Source organism: Streptacidiphilus anmyonensis, assembly GCF_000787855.1.
GTDB classification, from domain to species: domain Bacteria; phylum Actinomycetota; class Actinomycetes; order Streptomycetales; family Streptomycetaceae; genus Streptacidiphilus; species Streptacidiphilus anmyonensis.
This window is the reverse complement of sequence record NZ_BBPQ01000002.1, coordinates 341,999-360,358: the sequence shown is the minus strand read 5'-3', so window position 1 is coordinate 360,358 and position 18,360 is coordinate 341,999. Positions and strand designations below refer to the sequence as shown.

The window sequence follows — 18,360 nt, the reverse complement described above, 5'->3', positions numbered from 1 at the left end:
GAACGTCAATGTCGAGATCGACCTGTCCTGGCTGCTCATGGTCGCCGAGCAGTACACACCGGGCGACCCCCGGGTCACCGACTACGGCTCCCTGGTCGCGGCGGTGACCCGGCATCAGGCTGAGATCTTCGACGTGCTCGTCTACCCCGAGCCCGAGGACCGCGCCGCGGCGCTGATGCACCAGCTCATCCGCGTGCCCGCGCTGGAGCGCAACAACGAACTGTTCGCGACGGCCGTGGCCTTCGCCTACCTGGTCGCCGGCGGCGCCACGGTGGCCACCACGACCCGCGAGATGCGCGCCCTCTCCCGGGCCGTCCGGGAGGGGCGCCTGGGTGTCGGCGGCACGGCGCAGCGGTTGGCGGGCTGGGTCGTCGACCAGACCCCGGAGGGCGCGGGGGCCGAACGCGCCGAGGACGACTCCGAGGACCCCGACGAGGAGTCGGGCGAGGAAGGCTCCGGCGAGGACTGAACGGCGAAGACTTGAACGGCGAAGACTTGATCGGCGAGGACTGAACGGCGAGGACTGAACGGCGAGGACTGACCGCACCATGCTCCACGACATCGTCCCCTGGCTGCGCTGCCCCGTCTGCCGCGCCGAGTTGACGCTCGACCAGAACTCCCTGCGCTGCCCCGCGCGCCACTCCTTCGACGTGGCCAAGCAGGGCTACGCCAACCTGCTCCCCGGCGGCGCCCACACCGGCACCGGCGACACCGCGGCCATGGTCGCCGCCCGCGTCGACTTCCTCGGCGCCGGCCACTACGCGCCGATCGCCGCCGCGCTCGCCGCCGCCGTCCCGGTCGGGACGGAACGCGTCGTCGACCTCGGGGCGGGCACCGGCTCCTACCTCGCGCACGCGCTCGACGCGGCGCCCGAGGCGCACGGACTGGCCCTGGACATCTCCAAGTTCGCCCTGCGCCGGGCCGCGAAGGCCCACCCGCGCGCGGGCGCCGTCGTCTGCGACGCCTGGCAGCCCCTGCCGCTGCGGGACGGCGTGGCGGACGTGGTGCTGAACGTCTTCGCACCAAGGCGCGGCGAGGAGATCCGGCGCGTGCTGCGACCGGGCGGCCTGCTGCTGGTCGTCACCCCGACCCCGCGCCATCTGACCGAACTGGTCCGGGAACTGGGCCTGCTCGGCGTCGACGACCGCAAGGAGGAACGCCTCGCCAAGGCCCTGGAGCCGCACCTCGCTCCGTCCGGCACGAGCGAGCACACCTTCCCGATGAAGCTCACCCACACCGAGGTCGCCACCGTCGTCGGCATGGGCCCCAGCGCCTGGCACACGGACGCCGAGTCCCTCGCGCACCGCATCGCGGCCCTGCCGGACCCGGTGACGGTGACAGCCTCGGTGACCCTCTCCCGCTTCACGGCTCCCGCCTGAGGGATCGGGAGCTGATCGGGAGCCGCGGGGCCTCGTGTGGAGGGCGCGGCGCCGGGGCACTCCTGGTGCTTCCCGCGCCCCCGGCGTGCCCCAACGTCCCCCGGCGTGCCTCCACGTCCCCCGGCGGGGTGGATCAACGGCTGCCGAGACGTTTCCGCAGGTCACCCCTGCCATAGGCTCGTCCCCGTGCCTCTCCGCCCCGTGCTGACCGAGCTGCGAACGACCGCCTTCAAGTCCTTCCGCGACGCCGTCCTCCCGCTCGACGCGGTGACCCTGCTGCACGGCTCGCCGGGAGCGGGGAAGTCCAACGCCCTGGAGGCGCTGGTCGTGCTCGCCGCCCTGGCGGAGGGCGAGGAGGCGGGCACGGCGCTGGCCGCCGCACGCGGCGGAGCGGCCGGCTGCGTGCCGTTCGGGGAGGACGCGATCCGCCTGGGCTGCTCCGTCGACGGGCCGCAGGGCGAGGCGCGTCTGGACGTCACCGTGCGGGTCGAGGGCGACACCGCCCTCGTCGTCGCGGAGCGCCTCACCCTCGGCGGGCGGCTGCTGGTGACCACGGGCGCGGTCGGCCGGAGCGGCGGGCGGATCGACGTGGCCTGGCACAGCGACGGGCGGCAGGGCGACATCCGCGCGCCGCTCTCGGCCTCCGCGCTGGTCACCGCCCAACTGCCGCTGCGCGTCGCGGGAGCGACGGCGGGGGAGCGGTTGGTGCTCGGCGCCGCCGAGCAGGTGCTCACCGCGCTGCGCGAGACCTTCGCGCTCGACCCCGCGCCCGCGCGCATGCGGGCGTGGGTGCGGGCCGACGACGACGCCCGCCTGCGCGGCTCCGCCGAGAACCTCTCGGCGGTGATCGCCCGGATCGAGGGCGAGTGCCGGATCCGCTTCGGCCGACTCGTGCAGGCGGCCCGGGAGATGAGCGCCGTCCCGGCCAACGGCCTCGGCGCGCTGCGCCGCGGCGAGACCGACGGGGCCGCGTGGGTCTGCGCCGCACTCGACGAGCCGGGCGGACGCCGCGTCGCCGCGGACGCGCTGCCTTCGGGCGCGCTGCGCCAACTGGCGTTCGCCACGGCGCTGCTGACCGGCCCGGGGGTCCTCCAGATGAGTCCCGCCGCCGAGATCCCGGACGCGGAGCGCCTGTTGCAGATCCTCGCGGACGGTCTCGACCTCGGTCTGCCGCCGGAGCGCACCGCCGCGCTGCTCTCGCTCGCGACGGAGGTCGCCGCGCGCGGCCACGTCCGCCTGCTGGCCACCTCCGGGGCGGCGGTGACCGTGCCGGGCGTGCGCACGGTGCTGTGCCGCCGCGACGAGGCGGGGCACAGCGTGTTTCGGGGAGAATGATCCTCATGGACGCATCCACGCCGCAGGGCGAGCAGCCGCAGGGCGCGCAGGGACCGGCCGAGGGCGAGCAGGACGGGCGGGACGAGCGGGGTCTGACCGTCGAGGTGCTCATGGACCGGCTGCGGGCCTTCGCCGCGGCGCGGAAGTGGCAGCCGTACCACACGCCGAAGAACCTGGCCGCGGCACTGAGCGTGGAGGCGGCCGAACTCCTGGAGATCTTCCAGTGGTTGACCCCGGAGCAGGCCGCCGAGGTGATGAGCCACCCGAAGCGCGCGCACCAGGTCGAGGACGAGGTCGCGGACGTCCTCGCCTACCTGCTCCAGTTCTGCGGCGTGCTCGGCGTCGATCCGTTGGCCGCCCTGGCCGCGAAGATCGAGCGCAACGAGCTGCGCTTCCCGGCGGCGGAGCCGCAGCCGCTGGACTGATCCCACCGTCGCTCACCCTCGCGGGTGGCGTCGTTTTCCACACCCCCCGGGTTGTCCACAGATCGCGGACGGTCCGGGACGGGCGTCGGCGTTCGGGCGGAGTCTGGGTCCACCAGAAGGCGGGCGCGGACGCCGAGTCCGTCGCCCCGGACCCGAGGGTGGGGTGGCGTCATGGACGCACTGCGACTGATCAAGACGACCCGGCACGCGCTGGTGGAGGCGCGCTCCGCGACGGACGTGACGGTGGAGGCATGGCAGGCGTGCCGTGTCACCGAGGCCGTGGCGCAGATGGCGGCGCTCGCGCTGACGGGCCGGGCGCTCGAGGGCGGCCCGGGCTGCGGGCCCGTGGAGATCGCACGGGCCCTGGCCGAGGCGGGCGCCCACGCGGCCGAGTGCATCGGCCGGCCACCGGACGAGCCGGTGACGGGCGACCGGGCCGCCAGGCTCAGCGAGCTGGCGGATCCGGTGGCGACGGTGCGGGAGCTGCGTGTGCTGCTGCGGGAGGTCTGCCAGTCGCTGCTGGTGGTCGCGCTCGGGGCGGACGAGCAGAGCCTCTACTGGTCCTGCGTCGACGGCGTCGACGCCGCCTTCGAGGCCCGCGAACTGGCCACCGAGCTGATGCGCGCGCTCGGCGAGGAGCCGCCGGACCCGGCGGCGGCCCAGATGGCCGAGGCGGGCGAGCTGACCGAGACGGCCGAGGCGGCCGAGGCGGGAGAAGGGCCGGGCGAGGAGAGGCTGGCGCGCGTCGGCGTCAGGCTCGATCCGCCTCCGGGGTGAAGGAGCCGCCCTCCCGGTCCTCCTGGTCGGCGTGGGCCGTCGACGGCTGCAGTTCGGCGTCGAGCTGGACCAGGTCGGCGCTGAGCGCGGCCAGCATCTGCTCCATCTGCGCCAGCAGATTCTGCGGGCTGGGGCTCGGTGGTTCGGACATGGCGGGGCTGACCTCCTCGGAGCGGGGACGGAACCCGGCGTCCAGTAGTGCCGGTCCCGTGCGGCCAACGATCCGACCAACCGGCCGGTCACTCCCCGTCACACCCAAGAGCGCACCGGCCAGCGGCAGTTCACCCCCTAGCGGGACGCCGTTTGAAGGGGGGCGTCCCCGCCTGCTAGAGCCCCGTCAGGGGCGCGGGGGCACTGCCCCGCGCCCCCGACGGGCCCCACCACTGAGCGTCCGCAGCCGGAGGCCGCCTCAGTTGTGCGCGTGCAGGTCGGCGTTCAGGCCGCCCCAGCTGCCGCTGCGCGCGATGACCTCGACCGCGCCCGACTGCGAGTTGCGGCGGAACAGGAGGTTCGACTGACCGGACAGCTCGACGGCCTTGGCCACGCTGCCGTCGGGGGTGGTGACCCGGGTGCCCGCGGTCACGTAGAGGCCGGCCTCGACCACGCAGTCGTCGCCGAGGGAGATGCCGATACCGGCGTTCGCGCCGAGCAGGCAGCGCTGGCCCACCGAGACCACCTGCTTGCCGCCGCCGGACAGCGTGCCCATGATCGACGCGCCGCCGCCGATGTCGCTGTGGTCGCCGACGACCACACCGGCCGAGATGCGGCCCTCGACCATCGAGGTGCCGAGGGTCCCGGCGTTGAAGTTGACGAAGCCCTCGTGCATCACGGTGGTGCCCTCGGCCAGGTGCGCGCCGAGGCGGACCCGGTCGGCGTGGGCGATCCGGACGCCCGTGGGGGCGACGTAGTCGGTCATGCGCGGGAACTTGTCGATCCCGTAGACGGCCAGCTGGCCGCCCTCCGCGCGCACCGCGAGGCGCGCGGCCTCGACCTGGGCGACGGGGACGGGCCCGATGCTGGTCCAGGCGACGTTGGCCAGCAGGCCGAAGATCCCGTCGAGGTTCTGGCCGTGCGGCCGCACCAGGCGGTGGCTCAGCAGGTGGAGGCGCAGGTACACGTCGTGGGTGTCCAGCGGCTTGTCGTCGAGCGAGCCGATCACCGTGCGGACCGCGATCACCTCGACCCCGCGGCGCGGGTCCACCCGGAGGGCGGCTGTCGCGCCGGCGCCCAGCTCCGCCTCGGCCTGCTCGGCGGTCAGGCGGACGGACCCGGCCGGGCCGGACTCCTCCGACCCCGCCGCGACCAGCTTCGGCGCGGGGAACCAGGTGTCGAGGACGGTGCCGTCGGCGGCGACGGTGGCCAGGCCGACGCCGACGGCGCCGCCCGTGGGAGCGGTGGTGGTGGAGGTCTCAGTAGTCACGCCTGAACGCTAACCAATCGGGTGGGCGGATGCCGAACCCGTCCCGCTGGACGGACCGCGTGTCCGCTGCGCGGCAGCCTCGTCCGGTGGTGACCGGATCGTTCCGGAGGCAGACCCGATGCGGCCTTATCCGGAGACATCGTACGAGGCCAGACTAGGTCTCATGAGTCGCGCACTGATCGTCATCGATGTCCAGGAATCGTTCCGCGCCCGTGCCGAGGGGCCCGGCGGGTGGGCGGGGATCGACAACCCCAAGATCGCCGAGCCGGTCAACCGGCTAGTCCGGCTGGCCCGGGAACAGGGCGACACCGTCGTCTGGGTGCTCCACTCGGAGCCCGGCACCGACACGGTCTTCGATCCCGCCCAGGGCTACGTCCGCCTGCTGGAGGAGCTGGAGAGCCCGCTCCCCGGCGAGATCACGGTCCACAAGACCAGCCACAACGCGTTCACGACCACCAACCTGCAGCAGCAGCTGACCGAGCGGGGGGTCACCGAGCTGGTCCTCTGCGGGATCCGCACCGAGCAGTGCGTGGAGACCACCACGCGGGTGGGCAGTGACTTCGGCTACCGCTGCGTCTTCGTCACCGACGCCACCACCACGCACCCGATCGGCTCGCTGAGCGCCGCCGCCATCATCGAGCGCACCGAGGCGGTGCTGCGGGACCGCTTCGCCGAGATCGCCACCGTCGACGAACTGGTCGCCGCAGCCGGACGATGAGGCCGGCCATGGGGGGAGCCGGCCACGGGGGAGTCGGCGATGGGGCTGGGCGACGGGGCCGGTCATGGGGCCTGGGCGATGATGTGCGGGTGACGTGCCGCATCGCCTTCCTCCTGGTGCCCGGGGTCCATCTGCTGGACCTGGCCGGTCCCGCCCAGGTCTTCGGGACCGCGGCCGCCTTCGGGTATCCCTACGAACTCCACTACGTCGCGGAGCGGGAGTCGGTGCCCAGTGCGCAGGGCCTCCCGCTCCAGGCCGGGACGGTCTGGCCGGAGCTCGGGGTGGACGACCTGCTGGTGGTGCCGGGCTGGCATGTGCCGGACGGCCCGGACCCCGACCTGCCGCTGCCGCTCGGACCGGCCTCGCTGGAGGCGCTGCGGGCGCACCACGCCGTGGGCGGCACCGTCGCCAGCGTCTGCGCGGGGGCGCAGGCGCTCGGCGCCGCCGGACTGCTGGACGGGCGGCGCTGCACCACCCACCACGACCTCCAGGACGAGCTGGCGCGCCGTCACCCGCGGGCGCACGTGGTGAGGGACGTGCTGTTCACCACCGACGACCGGGTGGTGACCTCGGCGGGCATCGCGTCGGGGATCGACCTCGCGTTGCACCTGGTCGCCGGACGGCACGGACCTGCGGCGGCCGCGCAGGTGGCGCGGGACATGGTGGTCTACGCCCGGCGCAACGGCCACGAGCCGCAGGCGAGCGCGATGCTGCGGTACCGCTCGCATCTCGACGACAGCGTCCACCGGGTGCAGGACCTGATCGACACCCGGTTCGCCGAGGCGCTGCCGCTCGCCCGGCTGGCTGCGGCGGGCGGGGTCAGCGAGCGCACGCTGACCCGCGCCTTCACCCGGGCGACCGGCGGGCTGACGCCGCTGCGCTACCAGCAGGCGCTGCGGCTCGAGCGGGCGGAGCATCTGATCAGCCACGGTGCCACGGTCGAGGCGGCGGCGCGTGACGTCGGCTTCGACGACGCCAGGATGCTGCGCCGGCTGCGCTCGCGCGGCTGAGCGCCGCCGGGGCCCGCCGGGCCGCCGACGCTGCTCACAGAGAATTCACAGCTCTTGCTCAGCTCTCACCCTCATTTCCCTTGTTGTCACCCCGAAACGGGGTGTGTGATGTGGACTCGTCAGAACTCCCTTCCCCAACCAGGAGGTATGAGGATGTTCCGGATACGACGCGGTGTCACCGCGTCCCTGGCCACCGCGTGTGGCCTCGCCTTAGCAGCCCTCTTCGCCGGCGCCCCCTCCGGGGTCGCGGCCGCGAAGACCACCGCCCCGCAGGCGATCACGCGGACGGGCGACGTCCAGCTGGTCCGCTCCCACGGCCACCTCTACCGGGTGGAGATCCACGGCCGCCACGGCGTGATCCCCATGGTCGGCGCGCGCGGCGACGCCGTGCGGCGGCAGGTGGGCCGGGCTCCCGCCGACAGCACGCTGATCTACAACGGCGGTCCGGTCCAGCACCAGGTGAGCGTCTACCTGGTCTTCTGGGGCAACCAGTGGGACAGCGACGGCAACGGCGTGGAGCAGTACCAGACCAACCTCTTCAGCGGTCTCGGCACGTCGTCGGACAGCTGGTCCACCGTCACCTCGCAGTACACCGACAGCAGCGGCCAGGGCCCGTCGTTCGGCGGCCCGGTGCTCGGCGGCACCTGGGTGGACGACTCCGCGCCCGCCCCGGCCAACGCCCAGCAGGCCGACATCGCCGCCGAGGCGGACGCCGCCGCGTCCCACTTCGGCGTCTCCGGCCCGGACGTGCAGATCGTCGTGATGAGCCCGAGCGGCACCTCGCCCGACGGCTTCCCGAACAGCGGTTTCTGCGCCTGGCACGACTACGACGGCACGGTCTCCTACACCAACATGCCGTACGTCCTCGACGCCGGTTCGAGCTGCGGCGCGAACTCGGTGGCGAACCAGCTGGACGGCTTCAGCATCGTCGGCGGTCACGAGTACGCCGAGTCGCTGACGGACCCGCAGCCCTCCAGCGGCTGGGTCGCCTCCGACGGCGAGGAGGACGGCGACCTGTGCGCCTGGCAGAACCTGGGCACGGTCTCCCTGCCCACCGGCGACTTCGCCATGCAGCCGACGTGGAGCAACGCGGCCGGCGGCTGCGCGATGTCGGGCTGAGCCCGCTCCGCTGAACCACCAGGTGGCGGGCCGTGGGTGGCCACACACGACCCGCCACCGACACGAACCACCCGCCACCCACACGAACGAGGCGTGGGACGGAACCCTCAGGCCAGCAGGAGTTCGGCGGCGACCTGCCCGTAGATCATCTCTCCGGTCGGGCGGAAGCCCAGGTTCAGATAGAAGTACTCCGGGCCGTCTCGGCCCGGCAGCCACAGCACGCTGACCCGGCGCTCCCCGCGACTGCGGGCCTCGGAGCAGATGGCGGCGACCGCGAAGCGCCCGTAACCCCGCCGCTGGTACTCGGCGGCGATGTTCAGCCGCCAGATCCCGCAGCGGAACGCCTCGACGGGGCTGCTCGGATCGAAACTGCCCATGACGAAGCCCACCAGTTGATCCCGGTCGAAGATCAGTCGCGGCCAGGCGTGGGTCCCATGGACGTACGCCTCGGCCAGCGACTTCACCACCGGGGCGACGAAGCCGTTCTGCTCCGGGCGGACCAGCAGCGCACAGGCCGCGTCGACGTTCGCGGCCGTGACCTGTTCCAGCCGCAGCCAGGGGGAGACGTGCGTCATGGCGGCACGATACGTATCCGGACGCCCGAGCAGAAGACGTACGCGGGCCGGCTGATGCCCTCCCCGCCACGAACCGCCAGGTGGCAGGCCTACCGCGAGGAGAAAACTCCGTGGGCGAAAGTCGAACACCTGGTCATACTCGTCCCTGTGTTCCTGACGATCAGCACCACCGGTACCGACCAGCGGCCCGCCACCGATCTGGGCTTCCTGCTGCACAAACACCCGGACAAGGCCCAGTCCTTCAGCACGGCCCACGGTCGCGCGCACGTCTTCTACCCGGAGGCGAGCGCCGACCGCTGCACGGCCGCGCTGCTGCTGGAGGTCGACCCGATCGCCCTGGTCCGCCGGGGTCGCGGCGCGAAGGGGCGCGGGGGCTCGCCCGACTTCGCCCTGGCCCAGTACGTCAACGACCGCCCCTACGCGGCCTCCTCGCTGCTCGCGGTGGCCATGAGCGCCGTCTTCAAGAGCGCCATGAAGGGCGACTGCAAGGCGCGACCCGAGCTGGCCGTCGAGGCACAGCCGCTGACGGTCGAGCTGCCCGCCGTCCCCGCCAAGGGCGGAGCGGAGCTGGTGCGCCGTCTGTTCGAGCCGCTCGGCTGGCTGGTCGAGGCCGAGCCGCTGCCGCTGGACGCGACCTTCCCGGAGTGGGGCGACTCCCGCTACGTCGGGCTGCGCCTGACCGGCACACTGCGGCTGGCCGAGGCGCTCAGCCAGCTCTATGTGCTGCTGCCCGTCCTCGACGACGCGAAGCACTACTGGGTCGCTCCGGACGAGGTCGACAAGCTGCTCGCCCGCGGCGAGGGCTGGCTGGCCGCGCACCCCGAGCGCCAGCTGATCGTGCGCCGCTACTTCTCCCGCCGCTGGTCGCTGGCGCGTGCCGCGAACGAGCGTCTGGAGCTGGCCCGGCTGGCCGAGGCGGACGACCGCGAGCCGGAGGAGCTCGACAACGCCGTCCCGGAGGAGACAGCCGTCTCCGACGGGGAGCCGGGGGAACCGGAGGAGACGGGCGAGCCAGGTGAGCCGGGCACGACAGGGGTGCCGGGCGAGCAGGGGGAGCCGGGTGAGCCGAAGGCGACCCCGCTGGCGGTCCTCCGTCGCGCCGCGATCGTCGACCAGCTCCGCGCGGCGGGCGCCAAGCGCGTGCTCGACCTGGGCTGCGGCGAGGCCGCCCTCGTCGCCGAACTGCTGAAGGACCGCACCTTCACCGAGATCGTCGGCGTCGAGGTCTCCGCCCGCGCCCTCATGATCGCCGCGCGCCGCCTCCGCCTGGACCGGATGAACGAGCGGCAGGCCGCCCGCGTGAAGCTGGTCCAGGGCGCGCTGACCTACACCGACGCGCGCCTGACCGGCTACGACGCGGCCGTCCTCTCCGAGGTGATCGAGCACGTCGACGAGGAGCGCCTGCCGGCGCTGGAGTACGCCGTCTTCGGCGCGGCCCGCCCGGGCACGGTCGTGGTCACCACGCCCAACGCGGAGTACAACGTGCGGTGGGAGTCGCTGCCCGCCGGTCACGTGCGCCACGCCGACCACCGCTTCGAGTGGGACCGGGCGCAGTTCCGTGCCTGGGCGGAGCGGACCGCCGAGACCTACGGCTACGCCGTCGCCTACGGTCCCGTCGGCGACGAGGACCCGGAGGTCGGCCCGCCCACCCAGCTCGCCGCCTTCACCCGCACTGACGAGACCACCACCCCGAAGGGAGCGTGACCCGATGACCGACACCGAAGCACCGCGACGCGAGCTCGCCGTCCCGGACCTCTCCCTGGTCGTGCTCGTCGGCACCACCGGCTCCGGCAAGTCCAGCTTCGCCGCCAAGCACTTCCTGCCGACCCAGGTCGTCTCCTCCGACGCCTGCCGCGGCCTCGTCTCGGACGACCCCAACGACCAGGCGGCCACCGGCGACGCCTTCGACGTGCTCCACTACATCGCCGGCAAGCGCCTGGCCGCCGGTCGCGTCACCGTCGTCGACGCGACCAACGTGCAGCAGGAGTCGCGCCGCAAGCTCGTCGAGCTGGCACGCGAGTACGACGTCCTGCCCGTCGCCATCGTGCTGGACCTGCCGTCGCAGCTGTGCGCGGAGCGCAACTCCCGCAAGCCGGACCGGGCGCACTTCCCGCCGCGCGTGCTGCAGCGCCAGCAGAGCGAGCTGCGCCGTTCGCTGCGCCACCTGGAGCGGGAGGGCTTCCGCAAGGTGCACGTGCTGCGCACGGAGGCCGAGGTCGACGCGGCCGAGGTGGTCTACGAGAAGCGCTACAACGACCTCAGGCACCTCACCGGCCCGTTCGACGTCGTCGGCGACATCCACGGCTGCCGCTCCGAACTGGTCACCCTGCTGGGCAGGCTCGGCTACGCGGTGACCCGCGACGCCGAGGGCCGCGCGGTCGACGCCGCGCACCCGGACGGCCGCACCGCCGTCTTCGTCGGCGACCTGGTCGACCGCGGGCCGGACACGCCGGGCGTGCTGCGCCTGGTGATGGGCATGGTCGCGGCCGGGCACGCGCTCTGCGTGCCGGGCAACCACGAGAACAAGCTCGGCCGCGCGCTCGCGGGCCGCAAGGTGACGGTCAGCCACGGCCTCAAGGAGTCGCTGGACCAGCTGGCCGCCGAGCCGCCGGAGTTCGTCGCGCAGGTGCGGGAGTTCATCGACGGCCTGGTCAGCCACTACCTGCTGGACGACGGCCGGCTGGTGGTCTGCCACGCCGGTCTGCCGGAGAAGTACCACGGCCGTACCAGCGGGCGGGTGCGCTCGCACGCCCTCTACGGGGACACCACCGGCGAGACCGACGAGTACGGCCTGCCCGTCCGCTACCCGTGGGCGGAGGAGTACCGAGGCCAGGCGCTGGTCGTCTACGGTCACACCCCGACGCCGACCGCGAGCTTCCTCAACAACACGATCTGCCTGGACACCGGCTGCGTCTTCGGCGGGACGATGACGGCGCTGCGCTACCCGGAGCGGGAGCTGGTCGAGGTCGACGCCGAGCAGGTCTGGTACGAGCCGGTGCGGCCGCTGATCAGCGACGCGCCCGGCGCGCGCGAGGGACGCCCGCTGGCGCTCACGGACGTCGCGGGCAAGCGCATCGTGGAGACCCGCCACCACGGCCGGGTCGCCGTCCGCGAGGAGAACGCGGCCGCCGCGCTGGAGGTGATGAGCCGCTTCGCCATCGACCCGCGCCTGCTCGCCTACCTGCCGCCGACCATGGCCCCCGTGGGCACCTCCCAGCGCGAGGGCTACCTGGAGCACCCGGACGAGGCGTTCGCCTCCTACCGGGCGGACGGGGTGCGCCAGGTCGTGTGCGAGGAGAAGCACATGGGCTCGCGCGCGGTCGTCCTGGTCTGCCGCGATCCGGAGGGCTCGGCGGGGGAGAAGCGCTTCGGCGTGCCGACCGGCGGGCAGATCTGGACCCGCACCGGCCGGGCCTTCCTCGACGACCTCACCGTGCCCGGCCTCCCCGCCGAGCACGGCGCGCTGACCCGCGCGGTGCTGGACCGGCTGCGCGCCGCGGCGGAGTCCGCCGGGCTCTTCGCGGAGCTGGAGAGCGACTGGCTGCTGCTCGACGCCGAGCTGCTGCCGTGGTCGCTGAAGGCCGAGAGCCTGCTGCGCCGCCAGTACGCGGCGGTCGGTGCGGCCTCCGGCGCGGCGCTGGCCGCCGCGCGCTCCGCGCTGGCGTCGGCGTCGGCGCGTGGCGCGGCGGCGCTCGACGGCGCCGCGCTCGACGCTGAGGGGCTGGCCGCGCTCGCGGAGCTGGCGCAGCGTCAGGAGCTGCGTGCGCAGGACGCCGCCGCGTTCACCGAGGCGTACCGGCGCTACTGCTGGACGGTCGAGGGGCTGGACTCGGTGCGTCTCGCGCCGTTCCAGCTGCTGGCGGCCGAGGGCGCGAACCTGGCCGTGCGTCCGCACGACCGGCACCTCGCCTGGATCGACCGCCTGGTCGACGCGGACGTCTCGCCGCTGCTGCGCCCGACGCGGCGGCTCGTCGTCGACACCGAGGACCCGGACTCCTGCGCGGCCGGCGCGGCCTGGTGGGAGGAGATGACCGGGCGCGGCGGCGAGGGCATGGTGGTCAAGCCGATGGCCTCGCTGGTCCGCTCGGAGGCCGGCGGCGGCCGCCTGGTCCAGCCGGGGGTGAAGGTCCGCGGTCGCGAGTACCTGCGGATCATCTACGGCCCCGACTACACCCGCCCGGAGCACCTGACCCGTCTGCGCTCCCGCGCCCTCGGCCACAAGCGCTCGCTCGCGCTGCGCGAGTACGCGCTCGGCGTCGAGGCGCTGGACCGGCTGGCGGCGGGCGAACCGCTGTGGCGCGTGCACGAGGCCGTCTTCGCGGTGCTGGCCCTGGAGTCGGAACCGGTCGACCCCCGGCTGTAGTCGCAGTCCTGGAGGCGTGGGGCAGCCCTCCTCGGACGGTCGGAGCACGCAGGACCGACCGCTGAGGGAGGATGGCCCCACGCCCCGGGGAGTTGCCAACGAACCGTCACGGAAACCGGAAAGCAGCAGGGAACAGCACATGACCTACCGCATCCACCGCGTCCGGCCCGAGGACTGGGAGCGCGTCCGGGACATCCGTCTGCGGATGACCAAGGACACGCCCATGGCGTACCTGGAGTCCCACGAGACGGCGCTCGCCCACGACGAGGACACCTGGCGTTTCCGCGCGGCGCGCAACACGCAGCCCGGCAACACCGGTTACGCCGCCGTCCTGGAGGAGACCGGGGAGTGGGTCGGCGTCATGAACGCCTACGTTCCGGCCGCGGACCCCGGGCAGGCGCCGGAGCGGGCATGGCTGGTGGGCGTGTGGGTGGACCCGGCCCACCGGGGCCGGGGGACCGGCCTGACGGACGCCCTGCTGGACACCTGCATCGCCTGGGCCCGCGACGAGGCGGGCGCGCCGGCACTCTACCTGGAGGTGCACGAGCACAACGCCCGCGCGCTGCGCTTCTACGAGCGCCGCGGTTTCGTGCGGACCGGCCACAGCCAGCCCTACGACCTCGATCCGGAGACGATGGAGCTGGAGATGAAGCTCACGCTCCAAACTGCATAACCATCCATGGGTATGCACGTATATGCTGGACGCCGGTCCTCACCGACACTTCCGTCCGCCCACGTCTGCCAGGAGCCCGGCATGGCCTTCAATCTGCGCAACCGGCACTTCCTCAAGGAGTCGGACTTCGCCGCCCAGGAGTTCCGCTTCCTGGTCGACCTGTCGGCCCAGCTCAAGGCGGCCAAGTACGCCGGGACGGAGCAGCCGCGCCTGCGGGGCAGGAACATCGCCCTGGTCTTCGAGAAGGGCTCCACCCGCACCCGCTGCGCCTTCGAGGTCGCCGCGGCCGACCAGGGCGCGCACACCGTCTACCTGGACCCGTCCGGCTCGCATCTCGGCAGCAAGGAGTCCGTCAAGGACAGCGCCCGGGTGCTGGGCCGGATGTTCGACGGCATCGAGTACCGCGGCCACGGCCAGGAGATCGTCGAGGAGTTGGCGCAGTACGCGGGCGTCCCGGTCTGGAACGGCCTCACCGACGAGTGGCACCCCACGCAGATGCTGGCGGACGTCCTCACCGTCCAGGAGCACAGCACCAAGCCGCTGGGCGAGGTCGCCCTCGCCTACCTCGGTGACGCCCGCAACAACATGGGCAACTCCCTCCTCGTCACCGGCGCGCTCCTCGGCATGGACATCCGCATCGTCGCGCCGAAGGCGCTCTGGCCGACCGACGACGTCCAGTCCGAGGCCCGCCGCCTCGCGGCGGAGAGCGGCGCGCGCATCACCCTCACCGACGACGTGGCGGCCGGCGTCGCGGGCGCGGACTTCCTCTACACGGACGTCTGGGTCTCCATGGGCGAGCCCAAGGAGGTCTGGACCGAGCGCATCGCGCTGCTCACCCCGTACCAGGTCTCCATGGACACCGTCCGCGCCACCGGCAACCCGGACGTCAAGTTCCTCCACTGCCTCCCGGCCTTCCACGACCTCGGCACCGAGGTCGGCCGCCAGATGCACGCGGCCACCGGGATGTCCGAGCTCGAGTGCACGGACGAACTCTTCGAGTCCAAGCACTCCATCGTCTTCGACCAGGCAGAGAACCGCCTCCACACCATCAAGGCCGTCATGGTCGCGACGCTGGGAGACTGACGCCCCGTCGCCACCGCCGCCGGTCGCCACCGCCGAGCCGCCCCCGCGAAAACCGGATGACGCCCCGTCAGCCGGGGGCCAAGCTGGTTGCCATGACTGTCTGGGACGGCATGGTGAAGGTGCGCGGCGGCGAGGTCTGGGCGCGGGATACCGGCGGGGACGGCCCGCCGCTGGTCCTGCTGCACCCCGGGATCGGCCATTCGGCCATCTGGGACGAGCTGGTGCCCCCGCTCGCCGAGCGGTTCCGGGTGATCCGCTACGACATGCGCGGCTACGGGCGGTCCCCTCGGGCGACCGCCCCATACGCGTTGGTCGATGACCTGGAGGCGGTGCTCGACCACTTCGGGGTCCGTCGTGCCTCCCTGGTCGGGTGCAGCATGGGTGGCGGGACGGCGATGACGCTGGCGCTCGCCGCGCCGGAGCGGGTGGCCTCCATGGTGCTGCTCTGTCCGAGCGTGCCCGGGTATCCCTGGCCGGAGGAGCCGGAGCTGGAGGCCGAGTACGACGCGCTGAAGCGATCGGGCGCCCCCGACGTCCGGCTGACCTTCGCCCTGCGGGTCTGGGCGGCGGCTGGCGCGGACGAGCGGGTCTTCGCGCTGATGCGCTCCTCCGTGGCGACCTGGGAGGCGGGGGAGTTCGAGCAGGAGGACGAGACCGTCTTCGAGCGGCTCGGTCAGGTCGAGGTGCCCTCGGTCCTGCTGGTGGGCGACCTCGATCGCGCCGCGCTGGTGGCCGCGAACCAGGAGGCGGCCCGGCGCATCCCCGGATGCGAGCTCACCCTCCTGCCCGGCGTGGACCACTACCTCCCGCTGCGGGCACCGGAGCTGGTCGTCGAGGCGGTGATCCGCCACTGCCTGGGCCGGCCGTCAGGATCCGACTGACCGCGTCGCCCGCTCCCCGATCGCGCGGACCTGCTCCACCAGTGCGGGCGGCGACTGGACCGTGAAGGGCAGGTCCAGCATCAGCAGGCGGACCGCCGTCCAGTCGAGGCGGTCCGCCTCGGCGCTCCAGCGGGCGCGGCCGTCGGGGAGTTCGGTGACCTCGCCCGGGGCCTGGCCGAGCTTGGACCTGAGCAGTTCGGGGTCGGCGTCGAAGTCCACCACCACCGGCGAGGACGGCCACAGCCGCCTCAGCTTGTCCTGCACGAACGCCGCCGCGTCGGCGGCGGGCAGGTCGCGGGCCGTTGCCCGCGCGCCCGTGGCCGTCGGGGTGACGAGCCGGTCGACGCGGAAGAGGCGCCAGTCGTCGCGGTCGAGGTCCCAGGCGACGAGGTACCAGCGGCGGCCGGTCGCCACCAGGCGCTGCGGCTCGACATGGCGTCGCGACTCCGCGCCGTCCGCCGCGCGGTAGGCGAAGCGGACCCGTTCGTGATTGGTGATCGCGCCCGCGATCACCGTCAGCACGGCCGGTTCGACGCGCGGGCCGCCGCCCGTCATGGTGACCACGGCGGAGCCCAGCGCGCCCACGCGGTAGCGCAGGCGCGAGGGCAGCACCTGCTCCAGCTTGGTCAACGCCCGCAGCGACGCGTCCTCGATGCCGTCGACGGCGCTGCCCGCTGCGGCGCGCAGGCCGACCGCGATGGCGACGGCCTCCTCGTCGTCGAGCAGCAGCGGCGGCAGAGCGCGGCCCGCGACCAGGCGGTAGCCGCCGATGGAGCCCATGGTGGCCTCGACCGGGTAGCCGAGGTCGCGCAGGCGGTCGACGTCGCGGCGGATGGTGCGGGTGCTGACCTCGAGCCGGTCGGCGAGTTCCGTGCCCGACCACTCCCGCGGGGTCTGCAGCAAGGAGAGCAGATTCAACAGTCGTGCCGAGGTGTCCATCACGTCTTCCAGAATCCGCGCCCACTAGGACAAGACCTGTCCTACATCCCTCATAGCTTAGGTCCTGTCAACGAGAGAGCAGCAGGAAGCCGCAGGGGAGAAGGACAGATGAGCAGCACGGATCGCAGGCGGTGGATCGCCCTGGCCGTCGTCATGACGGCCAGCTTCATGGACCTGGTCGACGCGACGATCGTCAACATCGCCATTCCGAGCATCCAACGCGACACCGGCGCGGGCTTCAGCGCGATCCAGTGGATCACCGCCGGTTACGCGCTCGCCTTCGCGGTCGGTCTGATCACCGGCGGGCGCCTCGGCGACATCTACGGCCGCAAGCGCGTCTTCCTGATCGGCACGGCCGGCTTCACCGCCGCCTCACTGCTGTGCGGCCTCGCCGCCAACCCGGAGATGCTGGTCGCCACGCGCATGCTGCAGGGCGCGACAGCGGCGCTGATGGTGCCCCAGGTGCTCTCGATCATCCATGCGACCTTCAGCGGTGAGGAGCGCGGCAAGGTCTTCGGGATGTTCGGAGCGATCATCGGGCTCGCCGCCGTCACCGGCCCGCTGCTGGGTGCGCTGCTGACGACGTGGAACGTGTTCGGCCTGGAGTGGCGGCCGATCTTCCTGATCAACCTGCCCTTCGGCATCGCCGGCCTGGTCCTCGGCCGCCGCTTCATCGACGAGTCCAGGGCGCCGCACGCCCTGAAGCTGGACCTGGTCGGCGTCGCGCTGGCCACCGCCGGTCTGCTGATGGTGATGTACCCGCTGGTCCAGGGCCGGGAGAACGGCTGGCCGGTGTGGGGCTGGGCGCTGATGGCGGCCGGTCTCGCCGCGCTCGGCGGCTTCGTCCGCTACGAGCGGTTCAAGGGCGCGAAGGACGGGTCCCCGCTGGTCGAGCTGACCCTCTTCAAGGCGCGCAGCTTCGCCGCCGGGATCGGCGTCCAGCTGGTCTTCGGCGCCGGGATGGGCATCTTCTTCCTGGTCTGGACGCTGTACATGCAGATCGGCCTCGGCTGGACCCCGCTGCACGCCGGCCTGACCGGCCTTCCGTTCACCGTCGCCTGCTCGGCCGCCGCCGGAATGTCGGTGCAGCTGCTGGTGCCGCGCCTGGGGAGCCGCTCGGTGCTCCAGCTCGGTGCGCTGACCACCGCCGCGGGCGCGCTGCTCTACATCGGCGAGGCCTACCGCTACGGCCAGGGCATCCACTCCTGGCAGATGGCGCTGCCGCTGCTGGTGATGGGCGCCGGGATGGGCATGGTCTTCTCCCCGCTGACGGACGCGGTGCTCTCGGAGGTCCCCAAGCAGCACGCGGGCTCGGCCTCGGGCCTGATCAACACCACCAACCAGCTCGGCAACGCCTTCGGCCTGGCGCTGGTCTCGGTCGCCTTCACCGGTTCGACGGTGGTCCGCTCCTTCGGTCACGCGATGTTCTGGATGGTCGGCGCGCTGGCGGTGGTGACGCTCCTGCTGGCCGCCCTGCCCAAGCGCGGCGCGCACGCCCCGAAGGCGGCGGCCGACACCACGGGCACCCCTGCCGACCAGCGGGTTCTTGTGAACTGACGGTGGCCTGAGCCCGGCTCGACATCTGCTTCCGCACCGGGCGGGCGGACCGCGCGCGACACGTCGCGCGCGGTCCGGCCGCCCGGTTTCGCGCGATGACCCGGCG

At 73.1% G+C, this 18,360-nt stretch carries 18 protein-coding genes; 14 read left to right on the top strand and 4 right to left on the bottom strand.

The window, feature by feature from the left end:
• Nucleotides 1–37 precede the first annotated feature (37 nt).
• The 5 genes from TR50_RS04190 (at nucleotide 38) to TR50_RS04170 (ending at nucleotide 3,916) form a co-directional block, all read left to right on the top strand.
• Nucleotides 38–469, top strand: a complete 432-nt coding sequence (locus TR50_RS04190) for a fic family toxin-antitoxin system, toxin component (protein ID WP_236654276.1) — start codon at nucleotides 38–40, stop codon at nucleotides 467–469.
• 79 nt (nucleotides 470–548) lie between these two features.
• Nucleotides 549–1,379, top strand: a complete 831-nt coding sequence (locus tag TR50_RS04185; protein WP_042414084.1) for a putative RNA methyltransferase — start codon at nucleotides 549–551, stop codon at nucleotides 1,377–1,379.
• A 186-nt stretch (nucleotides 1,380–1,565) separates the two neighbouring features.
• Entirely contained in the window at nucleotides 1,566–2,714 is a 1,149-nt protein-coding gene (locus tag TR50_RS04180; protein ID WP_063774987.1) for an AAA family ATPase, read from the top strand.
• 110 nt (nucleotides 2,715–2,824) lie between these two features.
• A complete protein-coding gene (locus TR50_RS04175) occupies nucleotides 2,825–3,139 on the top strand; it encodes a nucleotide pyrophosphohydrolase (RefSeq protein ID WP_236654275.1) in 315 nt (104 codons plus the stop codon).
• A gap of 171 nt (nucleotides 3,140–3,310) precedes the next feature.
• Nucleotides 3,311–3,916 (top strand): DUF6099 family protein, encoded by a 606-nt coding sequence (locus tag TR50_RS04170; RefSeq protein WP_052440680.1) that lies wholly within the window; start codon nucleotides 3,311–3,313, stop codon nucleotides 3,914–3,916.
• On the opposite strand, the gene TR50_RS47560 is transcribed toward TR50_RS04170, so the two are convergent.
• Both TR50_RS47560 and dapD read right to left on the bottom strand, forming a co-directional pair.
• The gene (locus TR50_RS47560) at nucleotides 3,891–4,067 is read right to left on the bottom strand and encodes a hypothetical protein (protein WP_162837948.1); all 177 of its coding nucleotides are present in this window, start codon (nucleotides 4,065–4,067) and stop codon (nucleotides 3,891–3,893) included. The genes TR50_RS04170 and TR50_RS47560 overlap by 26 nt on opposite strands.
• A 258-nt stretch (nucleotides 4,068–4,325) precedes the next feature.
• On the bottom strand, nucleotides 4,326–5,336 hold the full coding sequence (gene dapD, locus TR50_RS04165; RefSeq protein ID WP_042414080.1) for a 2,3,4,5-tetrahydropyridine-2,6-dicarboxylate N-succinyltransferase: 1,011 nt from the start codon (nucleotides 5,334–5,336) through the stop codon (nucleotides 4,326–4,328).
• A 163-nt stretch (nucleotides 5,337–5,499) separates the two neighbouring features.
• Here dapD and TR50_RS04160 point away from each other — a divergent pair, with 163 nt between their 5' ends.
• The 3 genes from TR50_RS04160 (at nucleotide 5,500) to TR50_RS04150 (ending at nucleotide 8,183) form a co-directional block, all read left to right on the top strand.
• Nucleotides 5,500–6,054, top strand: coding sequence for a cysteine hydrolase family protein (locus tag TR50_RS04160; protein ID WP_042414076.1), 555 nt, complete (start codon nucleotides 5,500–5,502; stop codon nucleotides 6,052–6,054).
• An 89-nt stretch (nucleotides 6,055–6,143) separates the two neighbouring features.
• Nucleotides 6,144–7,064 carry a GlxA family transcriptional regulator gene (locus TR50_RS04155; RefSeq protein WP_042414072.1) on the top strand — a complete coding sequence of 307 codons (921 nt, stop codon included), beginning with the start codon at nucleotides 6,144–6,146 and terminating at the stop codon, nucleotides 7,062–7,064.
• A gap of 153 nt (nucleotides 7,065–7,217) precedes the next feature.
• Nucleotides 7,218–8,183: a hypothetical protein gene (locus TR50_RS04150; protein ID WP_052440678.1), complete on the top strand. Its 966-nt coding sequence runs from the start codon at nucleotides 7,218–7,220 to the stop codon at nucleotides 8,181–8,183.
• 107 nt (nucleotides 8,184–8,290) lie between these two features.
• Here the strand turns inward: TR50_RS04150 and TR50_RS04145 are convergent, their stop codons facing one another.
• Complete coding sequence (locus TR50_RS04145; protein WP_042414070.1) at nucleotides 8,291–8,758, bottom strand: GNAT family N-acetyltransferase; 468 nt, start codon at nucleotides 8,756–8,758, stop codon at nucleotides 8,291–8,293.
• 147 nt (nucleotides 8,759–8,905) lie between these two features.
• On the opposite strand from TR50_RS04145, the gene TR50_RS04140 reads away from it, so the two are divergent.
• The 5 genes from TR50_RS04140 (at nucleotide 8,906) to TR50_RS04120 (ending at nucleotide 15,758) form a co-directional block, all read left to right on the top strand.
• Nucleotides 8,906–10,462: a 3' terminal RNA ribose 2'-O-methyltransferase Hen1 gene (locus TR50_RS04140; protein ID WP_042414067.1), complete on the top strand. Its 1,557-nt coding sequence runs from the start codon at nucleotides 8,906–8,908 to the stop codon at nucleotides 10,460–10,462.
• 4 nt (nucleotides 10,463–10,466) lie between these two features.
• A complete protein-coding gene (locus TR50_RS04135) occupies nucleotides 10,467–13,121 on the top strand; it encodes a polynucleotide kinase-phosphatase (protein ID WP_042414063.1) in 2,655 nt (884 codons plus the stop codon).
• Between the two features lie 139 nt (nucleotides 13,122–13,260).
• Nucleotides 13,261–13,794 carry a GNAT family N-acetyltransferase gene (locus TR50_RS04130; protein WP_042414060.1) on the top strand — a complete coding sequence of 178 codons (534 nt, stop codon included), beginning with the start codon at nucleotides 13,261–13,263 and terminating at the stop codon, nucleotides 13,792–13,794.
• 81 nt (nucleotides 13,795–13,875) lie between these two features.
• Nucleotides 13,876–14,877, top strand: coding sequence for an ornithine carbamoyltransferase (gene argF / locus TR50_RS04125; protein WP_042414057.1), 1,002 nt, complete (start codon nucleotides 13,876–13,878; stop codon nucleotides 14,875–14,877).
• Between the two features lie 92 nt (nucleotides 14,878–14,969).
• Nucleotides 14,970–15,758, top strand: coding sequence for an alpha/beta fold hydrolase (locus tag TR50_RS04120; RefSeq protein WP_052440676.1), 789 nt, complete (start codon nucleotides 14,970–14,972; stop codon nucleotides 15,756–15,758).
• Here the strand turns inward: TR50_RS04120 and TR50_RS04115 are convergent.
• Nucleotides 15,744–16,700: a helix-turn-helix transcriptional regulator gene (locus TR50_RS04115; protein ID WP_042414054.1), complete on the bottom strand. Its 957-nt coding sequence runs from the start codon at nucleotides 16,698–16,700 to the stop codon at nucleotides 15,744–15,746. The two genes, TR50_RS04120 and TR50_RS04115, sit on opposite strands and share 15 nt — an antisense overlap.
• Nucleotides 16,701–16,805: 105 nt before the next feature.
• Here TR50_RS04115 and TR50_RS04110 point away from each other — a divergent pair, with 105 nt between their 5' ends.
• Nucleotides 16,806–18,254: an MFS transporter gene (locus tag TR50_RS04110; RefSeq protein WP_042414051.1), complete on the top strand. Its 1,449-nt coding sequence runs from the start codon at nucleotides 16,806–16,808 to the stop codon at nucleotides 18,252–18,254.
• Nucleotides 18,255–18,360 lie beyond the last annotated feature (106 nt).